Annotated in this window: 16 protein-coding genes; 3 read left to right on the forward strand and 13 right to left on the reverse strand. The window is 72.5% G+C overall.

Annotation, left to right across the window (positions count from 1 at the left end):
- Positions 1-37 precede the first annotated feature (37 nt).
- The 3 genes from AC067M_RS07150 to AC067M_RS07160 all read right to left on the reverse strand — a co-directional run bounded on the left by AC067M_RS07150 (position 38) and on the right by AC067M_RS07160 (position 3,324).
- Entirely contained in the window at positions 38-1,369 is a 1,332-nt protein-coding gene (locus AC067M_RS07150) for an RNA polymerase sigma factor (protein ID WP_478695954.1), read from the reverse strand.
- 47 nt (positions 1,370-1,416) lie between these two features.
- The gene (locus AC067M_RS07155; protein ID WP_478695955.1) at positions 1,417-1,773 is read right to left on the reverse strand and encodes a YciI family protein; all 357 of its coding nucleotides are present in this window, start codon (positions 1,771-1,773) and stop codon (positions 1,417-1,419) included.
- Positions 1,774-1,839: 66 nt separating this feature from the next.
- Positions 1,840-3,324, reverse strand: coding sequence for an MFS transporter (locus AC067M_RS07160; protein WP_478695956.1), 1,485 nt, complete (start codon positions 3,322-3,324; stop codon positions 1,840-1,842).
- Positions 3,325-3,445: 121 nt separating this feature from the next.
- On the opposite strand from AC067M_RS07160, the gene AC067M_RS07165 reads away from it, so the two are divergent.
- Positions 3,446-4,123 (forward strand): TetR/AcrR family transcriptional regulator, encoded by a 678-nt coding sequence (locus AC067M_RS07165; protein ID WP_478695957.1) that lies wholly within the window; start codon positions 3,446-3,448, stop codon positions 4,121-4,123.
- A gap of 24 nt (positions 4,124-4,147) precedes the next feature.
- On the opposite strand, the gene AC067M_RS07170 is transcribed toward AC067M_RS07165, so the two are convergent.
- Positions 4,148-5,557, reverse strand: coding sequence for a glycoside hydrolase family 10 protein (locus AC067M_RS07170; protein ID WP_478695958.1), 1,410 nt, complete (start codon positions 5,555-5,557; stop codon positions 4,148-4,150).
- An 83-nt stretch (positions 5,558-5,640) separates the two neighbouring features.
- The gene (locus AC067M_RS07175) at positions 5,641-6,720 is read right to left on the reverse strand and encodes a LacI family DNA-binding transcriptional regulator (RefSeq protein WP_478695959.1); all 1,080 of its coding nucleotides are present in this window, start codon (positions 6,718-6,720) and stop codon (positions 5,641-5,643) included.
- Positions 6,721-6,860: 140 nt separating this feature from the next.
- Here AC067M_RS07175 and AC067M_RS07180 point away from each other — a divergent pair, with 140 nt between their 5' ends.
- Positions 6,861-9,188, forward strand: coding sequence for a beta-xylosidase/alpha-l-arabinosidase (locus tag AC067M_RS07180; RefSeq protein ID WP_478695960.1), 2,328 nt, complete (start codon positions 6,861-6,863; stop codon positions 9,186-9,188).
- A 36-nt stretch (positions 9,189-9,224) separates the two neighbouring features.
- On the opposite strand, the gene AC067M_RS07185 is transcribed toward AC067M_RS07180, so the two are convergent.
- The 5 genes from AC067M_RS07185 to tsaB all read right to left on the reverse strand — a co-directional run bounded on the left by AC067M_RS07185 (position 9,225) and on the right by tsaB (position 12,781).
- Positions 9,225-10,088 (reverse strand): hypothetical protein, encoded by an 864-nt coding sequence (locus AC067M_RS07185; protein ID WP_478695961.1) that lies wholly within the window; start codon positions 10,086-10,088, stop codon positions 9,225-9,227.
- 174 nt (positions 10,089-10,262) lie between these two features.
- The gene (locus AC067M_RS07190) at positions 10,263-10,520 is read right to left on the reverse strand and encodes a hypothetical protein (protein WP_478695962.1); all 258 of its coding nucleotides are present in this window, start codon (positions 10,518-10,520) and stop codon (positions 10,263-10,265) included.
- Entirely contained in the window at positions 10,517-11,605 is a 1,089-nt protein-coding gene (tsaD, locus tag AC067M_RS07195; protein WP_478695963.1) for a tRNA (adenosine(37)-N6)-threonylcarbamoyltransferase complex transferase subunit TsaD, read from the reverse strand. The genes AC067M_RS07190 and tsaD overlap by 4 nt, the downstream gene beginning before the upstream one ends.
- Positions 11,598-12,095, reverse strand: coding sequence for a ribosomal protein S18-alanine N-acetyltransferase (rimI, locus tag AC067M_RS07200; protein ID WP_478696011.1), 498 nt, complete (start codon positions 12,093-12,095; stop codon positions 11,598-11,600). Before rimI ends, tsaD begins: the two co-directional genes overlap by 8 nt.
- A gap of 32 nt (positions 12,096-12,127) precedes the next feature.
- Entirely contained in the window at positions 12,128-12,781 is a 654-nt protein-coding gene (gene tsaB / locus AC067M_RS07205; RefSeq protein WP_133927629.1) for a tRNA (adenosine(37)-N6)-threonylcarbamoyltransferase complex dimerization subunit type 1 TsaB, read from the reverse strand.
- A 178-nt stretch (positions 12,782-12,959) separates the two neighbouring features.
- On the opposite strand from tsaB, the gene AC067M_RS07210 reads away from it, so the two are divergent.
- On the forward strand, positions 12,960-13,508 hold the full coding sequence (locus AC067M_RS07210) for a hypothetical protein (RefSeq protein ID WP_478695964.1): 549 nt from the start codon (positions 12,960-12,962) through the stop codon (positions 13,506-13,508).
- Between the two features lie 263 nt (positions 13,509-13,771).
- Here the strand turns inward: AC067M_RS07210 and AC067M_RS07215 are convergent, their stop codons facing one another.
- The 3 genes from AC067M_RS07215 to AC067M_RS07225 form a co-directional block, all read right to left on the reverse strand.
- On the reverse strand, positions 13,772-13,942 hold the full coding sequence (locus tag AC067M_RS07215; RefSeq protein ID WP_478695965.1) for a hypothetical protein: 171 nt from the start codon (positions 13,940-13,942) through the stop codon (positions 13,772-13,774).
- A gap of 151 nt (positions 13,943-14,093) precedes the next feature.
- Positions 14,094-14,606: a tRNA (adenosine(37)-N6)-threonylcarbamoyltransferase complex ATPase subunit type 1 TsaE gene (gene tsaE, locus AC067M_RS07220; protein ID WP_478695966.1), complete on the reverse strand. Its 513-nt coding sequence runs from the start codon at positions 14,604-14,606 to the stop codon at positions 14,094-14,096.
- Positions 14,572-15,825: an alpha/beta fold hydrolase gene (locus AC067M_RS07225; protein WP_478695967.1), complete on the reverse strand. Its 1,254-nt coding sequence runs from the start codon at positions 15,823-15,825 to the stop codon at positions 14,572-14,574. Before AC067M_RS07225 ends, tsaE begins: the two co-directional genes overlap by 35 nt.
- Positions 15,826-15,921: the final 96 nt, after the last annotated feature.

A 15,921-nucleotide genomic window follows, 5' to 3' on the forward strand; every position in this document is an offset into this window, starting at 1 on the left:
CGGGGCCCGCGAGCCCGGCATGATCCGAACAGCACACCTAGGGCGTGTTTCCCACCACGCCCTGACCCGCAGCCGAGGCCGCGCGTCTCAACAGCAACTCCCGCTCCCGTTCATTGCGGGCCAGTTCCGCCGCCCGTTCGAACTCCGCGCGCGCCTCCGTCGTACGGCCGAGGCGCTGGAGGAGGTCACCGCGGACGCTGGGGAGCAGGTGGTAGTCGCGGAGGGCCGGTTCGGTGGAGAGGGTGTCGACGATCTCCAGGGCCGACGCCGGGCCGTCCGCCATCGACACGGCGACCGCCCGGTTGAGTTCGACGACCGGGGAGGGCGCGCGGGCGGCGAGAAGGCCGTAGAGGGTGGCGATGGTCGCCCAGTCGGTCTCCTCGTAGGTGTACGCGTGCGCGTGGCAGGCGGCGATCGTGGCCTGGAGGGCGTACGGGCCCGGGGCGCCCGTGGAGGTGGCCTCGGCGCGGGTCAGGGCCGTGACGCCTCGGGCGATGAGCCTGCGGTTCCAGCGGCGGCGGTCCTGGTCGGCGAGGAGGATCGGTTCGCCGTCGGGGCCCGTGCGGGCGGCGGTGCGGGACGCCTGGAACTCCAGCAGCGCGGCCAGGGCGTGCACCTCGGGTTCCTTCGGCATGAGGGCGGCCAGCTGCCGGGCCAGCCGCAGGGCGTCCTCGCACAGCGCCGGACGCAGCCAGTCGTCGCCGGCGGTGGCCGCGTACCCCTCGTTGAAGATCAGGTAGATGACGTCGAGGACCGAGCCGAGGCGGGCCTCGCGGTCGGGGCCGTACGGCACCTCGAAGGGGACGTTCCTGGCGGCGAGGGTCCGTTTCGCGCGGACGATGCGCTGGGCGACCGTCGCCTCCGGGGCCAGGAAGGCGCGGGCGATCTCGGGCGTGGTCAGGCCGCCGAGCAGGCGCAGGGTGAGGGCGATGCGGGCCTCGGCGGACAGGACGGGGTGGCAGGCGGTGAAGACCAGGCGGAGCAGGTCGTCGTCGATGTCGTCGGGGTCGTAGGAGGCGGCGGGTTCCTCCGGGGGCGCCGCGGTCTCCAGGTCGCGGCCGATCTCCGCCAGCTTGCGGGCGTAGTTCTCCCGGCGGCGCACGAGGTCGACGGCGCGGTGCTTGGCGGTGGCGGTGAGCCAGGCTCCGGGGTTGTCCGGCACCCCTTCCCGCGGCCACCTCTCCAGCGCCGCGACCAGGGCGTCCTGTGCGAGTTCCTCGGCGATGCCGACGTCACGCACGACGCGGGCGACGGCGGCGATGACACGCGGGGACTCGATACGGAAGACGGTCTCGATGGCGCGGCGGGCGTCCGGGCCGGAGACGGATTCGGTGGCACCGCGGGCGTCCGCGGTGGGCTGCTGTTCCACAACCCACCATCGAACACCCCGGACGGCACACCACCAAGCGGAACCCGTCAGCCCTCCATGATCTCCCGCACCTCACAGGTCACGGTCCACTTGTCCTCGTGCACCTTCAGGAACCGCTTGGTCCACTCGAGCGCCTCGGCCTGGTCCTTGCACTGCATGATCGCGTAGCCGCCGACGGCCTCCTTGGTCTCGGTGAACGGCCCGTCGGTGACGGAGATCGCGCCGCCCTCGTAGTGCACGCGGGTGCCCTGGGCGGTCGGCGTCAGCCCGGCGGTCTCCAGCATCACGCCGGCCTTGGTCATCTCCTCGATCAGCTCGCCCATCCGCTGCATCAGCTCGGGGCTGGGGCCCTCGGCGGGGGCGGTGTTCTCGTCGACCCTCACGAGCGACAGGTAGCGGGGCATGGTGCCTCCTCAGGAACGGTGACCCGTACGGTGACGAGTCTCGCGGGCGGGGCCTCTCCCCGCCTCTCACCTGTACGTCGAACGGGAGACATCCGGATCGACACGCTCACCGGATTTTTCCGGCGAGTTCTCTCCGGTGGGTGTTTGCGCAGGTAGCGGCCCCCTCACGCGCCTGCCGTACAGCGCACCGGCCGCCACCGCGGCCACCGCCAGCAGCACCGCCGACACCCAGTACGCGGCCGCGTACCCGTCGACGAGCCCCTGGGCCCCGCCCGCTGAGTCACGGGCCGCGGCGACCGTCACCAGCACGCCCAGCCCCACAGCCCCACCGACCTGGCGGGAGGTGTTGAGCAGCCCGGAGGCCATCCCCGTCTCCTCGGGGGCGACCCCCGCCGTGGCGGCCGTGCCCAGCGGTACGAAGCACATGCCGATGCCGACGCTCGCGACCGCCGACGGCCCGAGCACGGAGAGCAGGAAGCCGCCGTCGACCGCGACCGCCATCGCGAACCACGCGATGCCCGCCGCCCCGAGCAGTCCGCCCGCCACCAGCAGCGTCCCGGCCCCCAGCCGCCCGACCGCCCGGGCGGAGACCGCCGTACCGACCACGACGCCCGCGCAGAACGGCAGGAACGCGCACCCGGCGGCGGTCGGCCCGTAGGCGAGGACCTGCTGGAGGTAGAGGGAGGTGAAGTAGAAGGCGGCGAACTGGCCCGCCGACATCAGCAGGGCGAAGACGTTGGCGGCGAGCACCGGTCCCCGGGTGAGGAGCCCGAGCCGCAGCAGCGGCTGTGACACCCGGGTCTCGACCACCGCGAAGGCGGCCAGCAGAACCACGGCGGCGCCCAGGACACCCGCCGTCTGCCAGGCCGCCCAGCCATGGGTCTCCGTGCGTACCAGACCGAGCACGAGCAGCGTGGTCCCGGCGGTGGCCAGCAGCGCGCCGAAGAGGTCGAGGCGGGGGCGGGCACCGGGGCGCCGGTCGTCGGCGGGAACGGCGAGCCGGGCGAGGGGCAGGGCGAGCGCCACCACCGGCACGTTGACGAGCATCACCGCCCGCCAGCCGGCCCAGTCGGTGAGCAGTCCCCCGGCGAGGACCCCGACGGCCCCGCCGAGCGCCCCCGCGGCGCCCCACAGGCCCAGGGCGCGCGAACGGGCGGGCCCGGCCGCGTAGGTGACGGTGATGAGGGTGAGCGCGACCGGCGCGAGCGCGGCGGCACCGGCGCCCTGCGCGGCCCGTGCGGCGACCAACTGGCCCGGCGCCTGGGCGAGTCCCCCGACCAGGCTCGCGAGGCCGAACACGGCGAAGCCGGTCACCAGGACCCGCCGTCGGCCGACGACGTCGGCGAGCCGTCCGCCGAGCATGAGCAGCCCGCCGAAGGCCAGGGCGTAGGCGTTGACGACCCAGGCGAGCGATTCCGTGCCGAAGCCCAGGCCGCTGCCGATGTCCGGCAGGGCGACGTTGACGACGGACATGTCGAGGGAGACGAGGAACTGCACGGTGAGCAGCACCGGCAGTAACCAACGCGAGGCGTGCGTCTGCGAGTTCAGCATGCCCAGCACATTAATATACGCGTACAGAAAATTGCTATACGCGTACAGAAAAGGACGAGGGAGGGGGAGGAGGAGAGGAAGAGGAAGCGGAGAGCGAGGAAGAAAGAGCAAGGAGGGGGAGGTGGAGAATGCTCGGGTGACAGGCAACGGGCAGAAACGGGCGGCGGGTCGGCCCCGGCGCATCGAGCGGCAGCAGATCGTGGACGTGACGCGGCGGATCATCCAGGAGGAGGGCGTCGAGGCGCTCTCCATGCGCCGCGTCGCCAAGGAGGTCGGCGCCACCCCGATGGCGCTCTACCACCACGTGCGCGACAAGGACGAACTGCTGATGCTCACCCTGGCGGGCGTAGCGGCGACCGTCCCGCGCCCCGACCTGCCCGAGAACCCACGCGACCGCATCGTCGCCACCGCCGTCCACATGCACGCCGCACTGAGCGGGATGGTGTGGGTCGTCGACGTGCTGAGCAGAGGTGACCTCACGGACAAGAGCGCGCTGTGGATGACGGAGGAGATCGTCGACTCGGCCATCACCTGCGGCCTGACCCCGGAGGCCGCGATCCATGCGTACCGCACGATCTGGTACGTCGTGTACGGCGCCCTGGTCTTCCGTCGCGCCGAGGACCGGCGTGCCGCGGACCCGGGCCGCAAGCCCTTCTTCCCGTCCCTCGTCACCGTGGACGACGCCGGTGAACTCCCCCGCCTGACAGCCCTGTCGGCGCAGTGGGGGGACGTGACGGCCTCCTACGACGTCGCCGCGCAACTGGAGGCCGTGGTGGACGGCCTCCTGTCGCGCGGGTGAGGGAGGGCGGCGGCCCTCCGGAAGTCAGCCCAGCGTCACCGTCGGCACCGGATTGCTGCCGCTCCACGACGCGTTGAACCCGAAGCTCACCGAACCGCCGCTGGGAACCGTCCCGTTGTACGAGGCGTTGGAACAGGTGACCGCCGCCCCCGACTGACTGCACGTCGCGTTCCAGGCCTGTGTGATCCGCTGCCCCGCTCCGTAGGCCCAGCTCACCTTCCACGACGAGAGCGAGGCACCCGAGCAGGAGATCGTCACGCTCCCGGTGAACCCGGTGTTCCACTGACTGCCCACGCTGTAGGTCGCCGTGCACGCCCCGGTGGGCGGCTCAGTGGTCGTGTCGCCGCCGAGCGCCTCGGCGATGCCGTAGTAGGCCGGTTTGGGCGCGTAGTTCGCGTCGTACGGCGTCGCCGCCCCCTCTCCCGGGAAGGTGCTCTCCACCCAGGAGTCGGAGTCGGTGAAGCCCCAGACGGTGAGGTTCACACAGCGTGCGACGGCGACGCAGGCGGCGGTGACCGCCTTGTAGTCGTCCCTCTGCTGGGCGAGCTTGGTGCTGTCGGAGGGCAGTGTCATCCGGATGTCCAGCTCGGTGATCGCCACGTCGACGCCGAGGTCGGCGAAGCGCCGGATGTTCTGCTGGAGGGAGGAGGGCACCTGACCGAGGATCAGGTGCGCCTGGAGGCCCACGCCGTCGATCGGGACTCCGCGCTCCTTCAGCGACTTGACCAGGTTGTACAGGGCGGTGGACTTCGCGTTGACGCCCTCGACGTTGTAGTCGTTGATGTAGAGCTTGGCGGCCGGGTCCGCGGCTCGCGCCCAGGTCAGGGCGTTCGCGATGTAGTCGACGCCGAGGCCGTTGTACCAGAGGGTGGAGCGGTAGGTGCCGTCCTCGTTGAAGGGCTCGTTGACGACGTCCCAGGCGGCGAGCTTCCCCTTGTAGCGGCCGACCTCGGTGGTGATGTGGTTCTGGAGCAGGCTGCTGAGCTGGGCCGGCGTCCAACTGCCGTTCGTCAGCCAGCTCGGGTTCTGGTTGTGCCAGACCAGGGTGTGGCCGCGCACCTGCTGGTCGTGGGCCTGCGCGAAGGCCACGATCTGGTCGGCCTCGGTCCAGTCGAAGTTCCCCTGGGTCGGCTCGACGGAGCCCCACTTCATGGCGTTGCCGGGGGTGAGCGAGCTGAATTCCCGCCCCGCGATGTCGCCGTAGGTACCGGTGAGCTTGGAGCCGGTGACCGCCGTGCCCATGACCTTGTTCTTGGCGGTGGCAAGATCACGCAGCGGGGTGTCGGCTGCCTTGGCGGCCGTGGTGCCGGCGGCGAGCAGGGCGGCCGTGGCGACCACGCCGGTGCACAGCGCCGCGATCCGGCGCCGCAGGGAGGGCCGGGAGGTCGAGGTGCCGGGGGCGCTGGAGCTTCGGGAGGTTCGGGAGGATCTCATGCGCGGGTGCCTCCGAAAGTTTCGGTCGCGTAACCGATTGACTTCGGAGGAGTGTGGAGGCACCCCCCACACCCGTCAATACGTCAACTTCCGGCCAACGGCCTCCCGGTACTCGTCCGCACCACCAAACTGGTCGCCAGCTCCACCCTGGTCGCCGTCGGAGCCTGCTCCTCGCGCCCCAGCTCCAGCACCAGCCGGGCCGCGGCCTCGGCCATCTCCATCAGCGGCTGCCGTACGGTCGTCAGCGGCGGCCCCACCAAGCGCGCCACCGGCAGATCGTCGAACCCGACCACACTCACGTCCTCCGGAATGCGCAGCCCCAGCTCGCGGGCGGCCTCGTACAGCCCGAGCGCCTGGAGGTCGTTGCCGGCGAAGACCGCGGTGGGGCGGTCGTCCTGGCTCAGCAGTTCGCGCCCCAGCCGGTAGCCGGCCTCGTGGTGGAAGTCGCCGGTCTTGATCAGGTCCTGCTCGACAGGCAGCCCTGCCGTCTCCAGGGCGGCCCGGTAGCCATCGACGCGGGCCCGGCTGCACATCATCTGCGGCGGCCCGCTGATGGCTCCGATCCGCCGGTGCCCGAGGTCGACCAGATGCCGGGTGGCGGCGAGCCCGCCCTGCCAGTTGGTCGCGCCGATGGACGGCACGTCGGCGCCCGGATCACCGGCCGGGTCCATGACGACGAACGGGATGGACCGACTGGTCAGCAACGCGCGCTGGGACTCGTCGAGCCCGGACAGCACGAGGATCACCCCGTGCGGCCGGCGGGCGGCGACCTGGTCGGCCCAGGTCCGGCCCGGCGTGAGCCGGCCCGCGCTCTCGCTGAGCACGACGCTGAGCCCGGCGTCGCGCGCCACGTTCTCCACGCCCCGGATCACCTCCATCGCCCACGCGCTCTCCAGCTCGTGGAAGACCAGGTCGATCAGGGGCGAGCGGGTGGCCTCGGCGCGGCGGCGCCGATAGCCGTAGGCGCGCAGCAGTTCCTCCACGCGGGTGCGGGTCGCGGGGGCGACGTCGGCGCGGCCGTTGAGGACCTTCGAAACAGTCGGCGCCGAGACGCCGGCCTCTCGGGCGATCTCGGCGAGCGTCGCCGTCTGCGCCGGCCGGTCCCCCGTCGGTGGTGTCGGCCGGTCTTCCGTCCGTGTTTCAGCGGGCTCGGAGGGTGTCATGGCGGCGATCGTATCCCCGCACGACCTCTTGACGAACCCCGTGCGGCGCCATAGGTTCCCGGAACATTCGATGTGCACAACGAAACATTCGACGAACCGGACGTCCACCTGGTGGCTCACCGACCTCTGACAGGAGTTTCATGACCACCGCCCCCTGGCGTGACCCCGCCCTGCCCGCCGCCGCCCGCGTCGAGGACCTCCTCTCCCGGATGACCTTGGAGGAGAAGACCGCCCAGCTGTACGGCGTGTGGGTGGGCGCCGACACGGACGGCGAGGGCGTCGCCCCGCACCAGCACGACATGACCGCCGACTACGACTGGGACGAGCTGATCACCCGGGGCCTCGGCCAGCTCACCCGCTCCTTCGGCACGGCCCCCGTGAACCCGGCGCTGGGCGCGCAGGCACTGGCCCGCGCCCAGCGCCGCATCGCCGACGCGGGCCGCTTCGGCATTCCGGCCGTGGCCCACGAGGAGTGCCTGGCCGGCTTCACGACGTGGGGCGCCACGGCGTACCCCGTCCCCCTGGCCTGGGGCGCGAGCTTCGACCCGCCGCTGGTCGAGGAGATGGGCCGGCACATCGGCCGCGACCTGCGCTCGGTCGGCGTCCACCAGGGCCTCGCGCCCGTCCTGGATGTCGTACGGGACGCGCGCTGGGGCCGGGTGGAGGAGACCATCGGCGAGGACCCGTACCTGGTCGGCACGGTCGGCGCGGCCTACGTGCGCGGCCTGGAGTCGGCCGGGGTCGTCGCCACGCTCAAGCACTTCGCCGGGTACGCCTCCTCGGCGGGCGCCCGCAACCTCGCGCCCGTCCGGGCGGGTGTCCGCGAGTTCGCCGACGTGACCCTGCCCCCCTTCGAGATGGCGCTGCGCGAGGGCGGGGCGCGCTCGGTGATGGCCGCGTACACGGAGACCGACGGCATCCCGGCGTCGGCGGACCCCGCCCTGCTGACCCGACTGCTCCGCGAGGAATGGGGGTTCACGGGCACGGTGGTCGCCGACTACTTCGGCATCGGCTTCCTGCAGACCCTGCACCGCGTGGCCGGATCCACCGCAGACGCGGCCCACCTGGCGCTGGCGGCCGGCATCGACGTGGAGCTGCCGACGCTGAAGTGCTACGCCGAGCCGCTGATCACGGCCGTCCGCGAGGGCCGGGTCCCGGAGGCGCTGGTGGACCGCGCCGCCCGTCGGGTCCTGGAGCAGAAGTGCGAGCTGGGTCTCCTCGACGAGGACTGGCGCCCGGAGTCGCCGGAGCGGATCGACCTGGACTCGGCGGCCAACCGGGTGCTGGCCCGCCGGCTGGCCGAGGAGTCGGTGGTCCTGCTGGACAACCCCGACGGTCTGCTCCCCCTCTCCCCCGACACCCGTATCGCGGTGGTGGGCCCGAGGGCGGCGGACGCGCTGGCGATGCTCGGCTGCTACTCCTTCCCCTCCCATGTCCTGCCCCACCACCCCGAGGTGCCGCTGGGCATCGAGATCCCGACGCTGCTGGAGTCCCTGCGCACCGAACTCCCGGACGCGAAGGTCACCTTCGCCGAGGGCTGCGCGGTGTCCGACCCGGACACCTCCGGCTTCGAGGAGGCGGTGGCGCGGACGGCGGAGGCCGACGTGTGCGTGGCGGTCCTGGGCGACCGCGCGGGCCTGTTCGGCCGGGGCACCTCGGGCGAGGGCTGCGACGTGACGGAGCTGCGGCTGCCGGGCGCGCAGGGCGAGTTGCTGGACGCCCTGATCTCGACGGGCGTCCCGGTGGTCCTGGTCCTCCTCACGGGCCGCCCCTACGCGCTCGGCCGCTGGCACGGCCGTCTCGGCGCGGCCGTCCAGGCCTTCTTCCCGGGGGAGGAGGGCGGCCCGGCAGTGGCGGGAGTGCTGTCGGGCCGCGTCAATCCCTCGGGCCGCCTCCCGGTGAGCGTCCCGCAGGTGCCGGGCGGCCAGCCGTGGACCTACCTCCAGCCGCCCCTGGGCCTGGCCGACGAGGTCAGCAACCTGGACCCGACCCCGCTGTACGCCTTCGGACACGGCCGCTCATACACGACCTTCGCCTGGGAGGACTTCACGGGCGGCGACGGGGTGGCGGAGATCGCCACGGACGGCTCGTACGACGTCTCCCTCACCGTCCGCAACACCGGCGACCGGGCGGGCGCGGAGGTCGTCCAGCTGTACCTGCACGACCCGGTCGCCTCGGTGACCCGCCCGGACGTCCGCCTGATCGGCTATCAGCGGCTGGAACTCGCCCCGGGCGAGTCCCGGCGCCTGACCTTCTCCTTCCACGCGGACCTCTCCGCCTTCACCGACCGCACCGGCCGCCGGATCGTCGAACCGGGGACGCTGGAGCTGCGGCTGGGGGCGTCGAGTGCGGAGGTCAGGCACGCGGCGCGGCTGAACCTGACCGGCCCGGTGCGGGCACTGGGTCTTGATCGACGGTTGCGGTGCGAGACGCGGGTGGCGGAGACGCGGGTGGCGGAGACGGGGTGAGGCACGGCGGGCGGGGGCACCCCCGCCCGCCGGAGCTCACATCCCCTCGATGTCCTCCCACCGACCTCTCACCACGCCGTCGGGGTCCGGCACGACGGCGCACCAAGCGGCCAGGAGGGAATCCCTGAGCAGGAGGGTGAAGCCGTCACCGGTCAGCTCGGCCAGGTCGTCGGCACCGCCGGGCCCGGCCCGGTACGTCAGCTCGCCGGGGGCCAGGGGAGGACGGAAGGCCGTGCAGTCGTCCTCCAGGAAGAGCGGTTCGAGGCGCAGGTCCGGGTCGACGGCGACGCACAGCAGGGACCGGGGGCGGACCGCCGCGGCCACCTCGTCGGCGTTCTCCGGCGTGACCCGGAACCATGTGCACCCGTAGGCCCCGTGGGCCCAGCGCTCGCACAGCAGGACCACCGCGTCAGCCGTCGCGCGCACCTCGGCCCAGAACGCGTCGTCCGCCGCGGCGGTGACGCATTTCGACACCTTTGTGGGCTCCGGCTCTGCCGTGCGCCGCTCGACGCTCAGAGCGTCGCCGTGAAAGCCACTCACCGCCTCGGCCGTCCCGGGCGGGACGAAGACGTGCACCGCCCCGTCCCATCCGGACTCGATCCGAAGCCGCCCCTGGGCGGCCAGCCCGCAGTACGGGCCCTGCCCCGCCGCCATTCCCTCCACGAGGTCGACGGCCTGCGCCGAGCTCACCCGCGAGCCGTTGCGCAGTCCCGCGTACCGCTCGGGAAGCGGCCGGCCCACCAGCAGGTCCCGCACCTCCAGGGTGTCGGCGCCGCCCGCCTCGGTCACCGCCGCCAGCAGACGGCGCAGCTCCGCGGCGTACGCGGGCCAGCCGGGTGCCTCATCCAGTGCCGTCCTCACCTCCTCGGTGCGCGGGGCGACGACGAGCTCCACACTCACTCGGCGATCCACTTGGGCCTGTCACCATCCCTCCCGCATCGATGTCCAGGTCGTACGTGCCGTCCCGGGCCGAGTCCTCGGTCGGCTGGAGGGGGTGAATTCCCTCTGCCGCGTTGACGAAGTCACGTGAGACGCATGTGACGCGGGCGGAGACAAGGTGCGAAGGCGTGACCGCTACCGGGTCTCCACCGACTCGAACCGCCACCGGTGCACGGCGCGCGCCACCAATTCGCCCGCCGGTTCCGGCAGTTCCGGGAGTTCGGCGTCGTACGGCGCGTCCCACCAGGTGATGACGAGGACCCGGTCGCCCGGCGCCCGAAAGGTCTCCCGGCGCAGGGCCGCCCCGGGCAGCTCCTGCGCCCGTGCCCAGGCCAGCAGCTCCTCCCCGTGCCCGGGAACCGCCCGCGCCTCCCACATCAGCGCGACCGTCATGAGTACAGGTTCTCCGCGCTCACCTCGTGCACATGTTCATGGGTGCCGGGCACGTGAGGGTCCGTCACCGGCAGGGAGGAATCCGCCGAGAGGTCCCAACTGGACGCCGACCGCCCCCGGGCCACCATCTCCGCGCCCAGTGCCGCCACCATCGCCCCGTTGTCCGTGCACAGCTTGGGGCGAGGCACCCTGAGCCGGATGCCGGCCGATGCGCAGCGCTCCTGCGCCAGGGCCCGCAGTCGCGAGTTGGCCGCGACGCCGCCGCCGATCATGAGGTGGTCGACACCCTGGTCCTTGCAGGCCCGTACGGCCTTCCGCGTCAGCACGTCCACCACTGCCTCCTGGAAGGAGGCCGCCACGTCACGGACCGGCACCTCCTCGCCGGCCGCCCGCTTCGCCTCGATCCAGCGGGCCACGGCCGTCTTCAGACCGGAGAAGGAGAAGTCGTACGCCGGATCGCGCGGGCCGGTCAGGCCGCGCGGGAAGGCGATCGCCTCCGGGTCGCCCTCGCGCGCGTACCGGTCGATGACCGGACCCCCGGGGAAGCCCAGGTTCAGCACGCGCGCGATCTTGTCGAAGGCCTCGCCCGCCGCGTCGTCGATCGTCGAGCCCATCGGGCGGACGTCCGACGTGATGTCCGTCGACAGCAGCAGGGACGAGTGCCCCCCGGACACCAGCAGGGCCATCGTCGGCTCCGGCAGCGCCCCGTGCTCCAGCTGGTCCACGCAGATGTGGGAGGCCAGGTGATTCACCCCGTAGAGCGGTTTGCCGAGCGCGTAGGCGTACGCCTTCGCCGCCGAGACGCCGACGAGCAGCGCTCCCGCCAGGCCGGGGCCCGCGGTCACAGCGATGCCGTCCAGGTCCCGCGCACTCACCCCCGCCTCCTTCAGCGCGCGGTCGATGGTCGGCACCATCGCCTCCAGGTGTGCCCGGGAGGCGACCTCCGGCACCACACCGCCGAAGCGGGCGTGCTCGTCGACGCTGGAGGCGACGGCGTCGGCCAGCAGGGTGTGGCCCCGCACGATGCCGACGCCGGTCTCGTCGCAGGAGGTCTCGATGCCGAGGACGAGTGGTTCGTCAGCCATTGATCTCGGTTCCTTGTACAAAGGTCGCTGGGTCGGTCAGGCGCATCACCAGGGCGTCCACGTTCCCCGGCTGGTAGTAGCCGCGCCTGAACCCGATGGGTTCAAAGCCGAAGCGCTCGTACAGCTTCTGCGCGCGGACGTTGTCGATCCGGCACTCAAGCATCACTTCGGCGCAGTCGAAGGCGGTCGCCGCCTTCAGCAGCTCGGTGAGGAGACGGCTGCCGAGGCCCGTGCTCCAGTGGTCGCGGGCGACCGCGATGGTCTGGATGTCGGCGCCCACTGCGGAGCCGCTGTCGGACGCGATGCCGGCGCAGGCCAGCCCGGCGTACCCGACGATCCGGTCCCCCACCTCGGCCACCAGGTAGCGGCGCGTCGCCTCGGGGCCGCGCGAGTGGGCCAGCTCGGACCAGAACATGCCCCGCGACCAGGCGTCCTCGGGGAAGAGGTCCTTCTCCAGTTCGAGCACCGGGTCGATGTCCCACCAGCGCATCTCGCGCAGCCGAGGAGTCACGGTCGTCTCGGTCACTTGGGGGTGACCACCTTGTAGTTCTTCGGGACCTGGGCGTCCGGCCGGCGCAGGTACAGCGGCCGGGGCGCGGGCAGCTCCTCGCCCGCCGCCAGCTTCTCGGCGGCCAGGGAGGCCAGGGCCGCTGCCGACACGTGCTGCGGCTCGTGGGCGTTCGGGAAGGTGTCCGGGTACAGCAGCGCGCCCGCGCCGACCGCCGGGAGTCCGGCCACCTGGTCGGCGATGTCGGCGGGCCGGTCGACGGCCGGGCCCGACAGACGGGTCCGGGAGTCGGCGTACCGCGCCCAGTAGACCTCCTTGCGCCGGGCGTCGGTCGCCACGACGAAGGGGCCGTCGATGTCGGACGCGTAGGCGAGGCCGTCGAGGGTGCACAGGCCGTGCACGGGGACGCCGAGCGCGAGGCCGAAGGTGTCGGCGGTCATCAGCCCGACGCGCAGCCCCGTGTAGGGGCCGGGGCCGATGCCGACGACGATCCCGGTGACGGCGTCGAGCTTCAGCCCGGCCTCGGCGAACACACGGTCGACGGCCGGCAGCAGCAGCTCGCCGTGGCGGCGCGCGTCCACCTGGCTCGACGAGGCGATGACGTCCGTACCGTCGTGCACGGCGACGGTGACGGCGGGGGTGGCGGTATCCAGAGCGAGCAAGAGCACGCAAACAGCCTACGGCGCCCCGGGGCCCGTGTCGGCCGTCACGGTCGGGCGCCCGGTGACTGCTAACGTCGCCAAGGAGCACCTGGAAGCACGATCAAGCGCGACCGGGCCCGGCGAAGCACGACGAAGCACAACGCGGCACGACGAAACGCGGCGCACAAAGGCAGAGGTGGCGACGGTGGCAAGCAGAAGCTCGGGAATCGTGGCCGGGCTCACCGTGGCGGCCGTCGGGGCGGTCGGTTTCCTCGCCTACCAGGCGTCGGCGAGCGTGCCCGCCTCGCTCGGCAAGCCGAAGGCGAGCGCGTCACCCGCGGTGACGAAAGCCCCCCGGGTGAAGAAGAACCCCACCGTCCTCCCCGGCGGCTCCGGCACGGGCGAGCGGGTCGTGTACTCGGTGGGCGGCGACCGGGTGTGGCTCGTCGACGAGGACGGCGCGATCCGGCGTACGTTCACCGTGTCCCCCGGCACGGTCGACCCGACCCCGGGCCACTACCGGGTCACGTCGCGCTCCAATGCCGTCACGGGCACCGACGGCATCCCCATCGAGCACGTCGTGCGCTTCGCCATCCTGGACGGCGTGCCCGTCGGCTTCAGCGCGGCCACGAACGGTGTCGCGCGATCGGCCGACCCGTCGGTGCGCACGGGCGGCATCCGCGAGTCACGCGCGGACGGCGAGGCGATGTGGCGGTTCGCGACGATCGGCCGGCGCATCGTGGTGGTCCGCTGATCCGGTGACGCCACGATCAGCCGTTCCGGTGATCTGCCAGGGCCTGTCCGGCGGACCAAGTCGGAGCAAAGCCGCGGCGCCTCATGGGCACAGGTGAGCGGGGCCATGGGGCCCCGTGCGAGCGAAGCCGAGCGTGGGAGAGGGCGTGCCTGACCCCGCGTTGCCCCCGCTTCTCCGGCGTGATCCGCCGGACGGGCCTGGGGTCTTTCACTTGGATCAGGCCGGATCAGGGAGCGGGGTCCGGCCTGATCCAACGAGAGGCCCTAGGCGGCTTTCCTGCGCACCTCGGCCCGCTCCGCTGTCTCCGGGCCCGGCAGGCGCGGCGGCGTGGAGATCGTGTGGGCGGCCGCGCAGGAGGCCAGCAGGTCGCGCATGGACACCCCGGGCAGCGCATACGGCCGCGGCTGGACCACCTTGGTCTCGGCAGTGGACATGGACGCCTCCTGGAGGGCCGGGGGCGGACGTAGTTAGGTACACCTAACTACGGACTGGATACCATGTGACCACGCCCGGGACGCCCGGCGCAACATCGTGCCGACGTGTTGTCGGAACCTTCATACGAACCTCTCAGCGCCCGCCGACTCGTCAAGCCGAGAGCACGCTCAGATCCACCGTCGCCCACCGCTCCCCGAGCCCGGTCACCGTCACGTGCCGTACCTCGTCGGTGGTGTCCCCGACGGCCCGGTGGATGACGACCTGCAGCCGGTCCTCCGTCAGCTCCTCGACCTTGCCCTCGCCCCACTCCACAACGATCACCGAGTCGGGCAGCGAGACGTCGAGGTCGAGGTCCTCCATCTCGTCGAGCCCCCCGGAGAGACGGTAGGCATCGACATGGACGAGCGGCGGGCCGTCCCCGAGGGAGGGGTGCACACGGGCGATGACGAAGGTCGGTGACGTGACGGCACCCCGCACGCCGAGGCCCTCGCCGAGCCCGCGCGTGAGCGTCGTCTTGCCCGCGCCGAGCTCCCCGCTGAGCATCACGAGGTCACCGGCGCGCGCCAGCTTGGCCAGTCGGCGGCCCAGTTCCCGCATCTGCTCGGGGGAGGTGACGGTCAGTTCGAGGTCAGCCGGGTTGCGCGGTGCTGCTGGTGCTTCCATAGCCACCCACGGTAGCCCCTGCGGGCACCGCACCCGCGCGGGTGAGCAGGTCGGCGAGGCGGTCGGTGACCACTTCCGGGTGTTCCAGCATCACCAGGTGCCCGGCGTCCGGCACGAGGACCAGTTCGGCCTCGGGCAGCAGGTCGGCGATGGCCTCGCTGTGCTCGCTGGGCGTGACCAGGTCGGCGACCCCGGCCAGCACGAGCACCGGCATGCCGGTGAAGTGGGCGAGCGCCTCGGTCTTGTCGTGGTCGGTGAACGCCGGGTAGAACTCGGCGACCACGTCGATCGGCGTGCCCTCGATCATCCGCTCGGCGAACCGCTCGACCCCGGGGTCGACGTCCCGGGACGCGAACGAGTAACGCTTGATGATCCCGGCGAACAGCTCCGCCGTCGCCCGGCGCCCCTTCTCCACCAGCTCGGCCCGCTGCCCCAGCGCCTTCAGCACTCCGGGGAGCACCCGCCGCACCGCGTTGACGCCCGCGACGGGCAGCCCGAAGTTGACCTCGCCGAGCCGTCCCGACGACGTACCGACCAGTGCGGTACCCACCACGCGTTCCCGGATGAAGTCGGGGTACAGGGCGGCCAGCGCCATCACCGTCATGCCGCCCATGGAGTGCCCGACGAGCACGATCGGCCCGTCCGGCGCGGCGGCGTCGACGACGGCCTTCAGGTCGCGGCCCAACTGGTCGATGGTGACGGGCGCGTCGTCCTGGATCTGCGCCGCCCCCCGCCCGGACCGCCCGTGGCTGCGCTGGTCCCAGTGCACGGTCCGTACGACACCCCGCAGCGCCGCCCGCTGGAAGTGCCAGGAGTCCTGGTTGAGGCAGTAGCCGTGGCTGAAGACGACGGTGACCGGCAGGGGGGCCTTGCGGCCGAAGAGCCGGCGACGACGAGGGGCGGGGCCGCCCTCGGGCTCGACGTCGTCGACCTCGTAGTACAGCTCGGTGCCGTCGTCCGCGTACGCCTTGCCGGGCGTCCCGCGCAGCGACCCGTACGGTCCGGTGGAGTCGAGGGCGAGCTGCGCCTTTCTGCGCATGCCCCGGCCGACCGTCATCCGTTCGATGGCGACCCCGGCGGCCGCGCCCGCGGCGAGGACACCTATCGCGGCGCCCGCGATGCCGGTCGCCCTGCGCCAGCCCCCAGCTGTCGCGTCAGCGGCGGAGGCCACGGCCACCGAGGCGGCGTGCGCGACGGCCTCCGCACTGCTCTCGCTCACGTACCGCTCCTCTTCGCTGCTGAATCGCTGGTCTCGCCGGTGGGGGTGATGCAGGTGTTGCCCATGCCGTGTCCGTGCGGGTTACCCGTCTTGTTG

Source organism: Streptomyces sp. NPDC043427 (assembly GCF_056436655.1).